The following is a 2,775-nucleotide window of genomic DNA, read 5'->3' as shown; positions in this document are numbered from 1 at the left end:
GAGAAAAGACAAAACCCAAACCGATCAGCAGGAGCAGAGAGTAGCTTAGATCACGCCAGATACTGTCCAAGGATCGGGGAGTAGCTCAAACGCCCGGTTCAGTTTGATCATGCGGCCTCGCTCTTCACCCTCGGGCCAGCGGGCTGTTCGTTCGTGTGCAGAACCACCCGCCAAAGCGGTTTGAGCGCCTCAAGCGCGAGCAGAACGACGATCCCGGCAAATGGCGGCACGGCCAGCCAGACGCCTTCTAAAACGCCAAAGCCAAACAGGTCGCGCGCCGGTGCCCAGAACAGCGTTGTCGCGAGCAGCACAGCTACGATCGGCAACACAACTGCCAGCGCCTTGTTTGGCCGCAGCAACGCCGTCAGGACAGAGTTGGAGTTGGATCGGTCGACCAGGATCAGTGCCACGACACCGAAAACCAGCGTGGCAAAGGCCAGTCCACGCACCTGATCGGGGTCGAGCCCAAAGCCCGGTGCAAACCAGGCGGCGGACCCCGCCACGCCCAGCACCATCAACCCCTGAAGCAAGCTCCACACAACTGTGGGCCAGGAGAACAACGGCTCATCCGCCGGACGCGGCGGGCGGCGCATGACGCCGTCCTCCTCTTCCTCGGCCTCGAAGACAAGCGCGCAGACCGGGTCGATCACCATCTCCAGAAAGGCGATGTGCACCGGGCCGAACAGAAGCGGCATGCCGAACAGCAGCGGCATGAGAGCGAGGCCCGCAATCGGCACATGAACAGCAAGGATAAAGCTCATCGCCTTGCGCAGGTTGTCATAGATTCGGCGGCCGAGCCGCACCGTGGTGACGATGGAGCCGAAATCGTCATCCAGCAGGACGATCGAGGCTGCCTCGCGCGCCACGTCGGTGCCGCGCTCGCCCATTGCGACGCCAATGTCCGCAGCCTTCAGGCTGGGCGCATCGTTCACCCCGTCGCCGGTCATCGCCACCACAGCCCTCTTGGCCTTCAGGGCATTGACGATGCGCAGTTTCTGTTCGGGCAGGATGCGGGCAAAGATGGTCACGGTCGTGACCGCCGTGGCAAGGTCATCCTCCGACATCGCCGACAGATCATCTCCCGTCAGCACGACATCGCCGGGTAACCCCGCCTCGGCGGCAATCGCGCGCGCCGTGACCGGATGGTCGCCAGTGATCATGATGATCCGAATGCCTGCCGCCTGACATTCAGCCACCGCAGCGGGCACCGAGGCACGCAAGGGGTCAGCCAGACCGACGATGCCCAGCAGTCGAAAGGTAAACCCGGTTTGCGTCTCGGGCAGGTCCTGCCCGGCCGGCCATGACGCCTCGGCCACAGCCAGTACGCGCAGACCCTTGGCGGCCATCGCGTCCAGTTGTGCCGAGATAACCGCGCGCTGATCTGGTTCCAGCTTGCACAGATCGGCAATCGCCTCGGGTGCGCCTTTGGCGGCTATGGCAAAGCCATCCTCGGCCTGCCAGACCTGCGACATTGCCAGAAGATCGGGGGACAGGCATGGTGGCGCGCGACGGCGTGCTGTCCTACCGGCAGGTAAAGACCGGCGGCCCGGCGCATGTTCCCTGGACCTGCACCCTGCCCGACTACGCCGCGCACCTGGCCGACGACCGCAAGGTGATGCACCAGTCGCTCGAAACGCTTTCCGGTCATATGACCTTTCTGGCCGCCCGTGGGCGAGCCAGATCCGAGAAGGCGCTTGGCACGATGATCCGCGAGGCGGCGCGCGAAGCCGGGGTCGAGAAAAGCGCGCACGGTCTGCGCAAAAGCCTGGCCGCCGCGCTGGCCGAAGGTGGCGCAACGGCTCACCAGATATCGGCCTGGACCGGGCACGAGTTCCTGAAAGAGGTGGACCACTACACCAAGTCAGCCGACCGCCGCCGCGCCGTGATGGGCACAGAACAAGAACGGAACATTGGAAAACATTCCGGGCCGCGTTGGAAAACTCAAAATTAATTGATTGTTTTATGATACTTAAGGGAAAGGTGGCGGGCCGAACGGGATAAAAATAGGAACACCTATGTCATTGAAATTAAACCACCATTTCCATGGAGCTTTAAGAGGGAGCAGTCATTGTCGCCACAGAGAGCGATCGCGGAAAAGGCTGTTCAACCTTATCGCCAGGGGGGATCGAAGCACGGAGAACCCTTCCCACGAGCAACAATGATCGGATCTGTTGTCGAGAAAACAGGCGCCAGCAAGCGACAAGCTTCTAACGCCGTCGACAAAGCATATCGGTTTATCGTGCAAAGAAAACAGCAGTAGGCCGGTCTTCGGTGGAACCAATTTCTACAAGCCCCTTACCGGGGGTGTTGATGACCGCGCCCCAATTCGAGCGCGGTCATTAGCAGGACAATTGACCGCTTTCGGCCCCAAGGCTCTTATCTCGAACACTTAAAGCGGCACGAACGTGCGAGAGGACCAGGTGACCCTCTCGGTGAATGTTCCGTTCACCTGCCGGCAACGGGTGAACGGATCCTCCTTCAGAACCGATTGCACCATCACGGTAAGCTCGTCGTAGTCCTTCCTGAAGTCCACCGACTGCGTCGCCACCAGAATGCGGACAGTATAGGATGTGCTCTGCTCTCCAACGTTGGACCGCCGGAAGGTAGATTTTCGCGGCTGCCCTCACTATGACGGGCTGATGGCGCCATCGGGATGGTACCGCAAGCGCATGAACGATCTCGGCAAGTGACCTGCGACCCGACTTCCCTCCAGCCATTGGGAGAATCCGTCGGTTTGTTTCTGGCCTCATGCGGCCAAGGTTTCCAGTCTGGATT

The 2,775-nt window shown here is 61.0% G+C and carries 3 protein-coding genes; 1 reads left to right on the top strand and 2 read right to left on the bottom strand.

What is annotated here, in order from left to right; translation table 11 throughout:
• Positions 1-107: 107 nt before the first annotated feature.
• Positions 108-1,472, bottom strand: coding sequence for a cation-translocating P-type ATPase (locus E1832_RS00110; RefSeq protein ID WP_133357745.1), 1,365 nt, complete (start codon positions 1,470-1,472; stop codon positions 108-110).
• Positions 1,473-1,495: 23 nt separating this feature from the next.
• On the opposite strand from E1832_RS00110, the gene E1832_RS00105 reads away from it, so the two are divergent.
• On the top strand, positions 1,496-1,951 hold the full coding sequence (locus E1832_RS00105; RefSeq protein WP_133357743.1) for a tyrosine-type recombinase/integrase: 456 nt from the start codon (positions 1,496-1,498) through the stop codon (positions 1,949-1,951).
• A gap of 438 nt (positions 1,952-2,389) precedes the next feature.
• Here the strand turns inward: E1832_RS00105 and E1832_RS22340 are convergent, their stop codons facing one another.
• Positions 2,390-2,533 (bottom strand): transposase, encoded by a 144-nt coding sequence (locus tag E1832_RS22340; protein ID WP_165978742.1) that lies wholly within the window; start codon positions 2,531-2,533, stop codon positions 2,390-2,392.
• Between the last annotated feature and the right edge of the window lie 242 nt (positions 2,534-2,775).

This window comes from Antarcticimicrobium luteum, assembly GCF_004358185.1.
Taxonomy (GTDB): Bacteria; Pseudomonadota; Alphaproteobacteria; order Rhodobacterales; family Rhodobacteraceae; genus Antarcticimicrobium; species Antarcticimicrobium luteum.
This window is presented reverse-complemented; position numbering and strand designations above follow the sequence as displayed.

Bases quoted from the DNA above. Each gene is read 5' to 3' on its own strand.
- E1832_RS00105 (WP_133357743.1), top strand. From the start codon at position 1,496: ATGGTGGCGCGCGACGGCGTGCTGTCCTACCGGCAGGTAAAGACCGGC.
- E1832_RS00110 (WP_133357745.1), bottom strand. From the start codon at position 1,472: ATGTCGCAGGTCTGGCAGGCCGAGGATGGCTTTGCCATAGCCGCCAAA.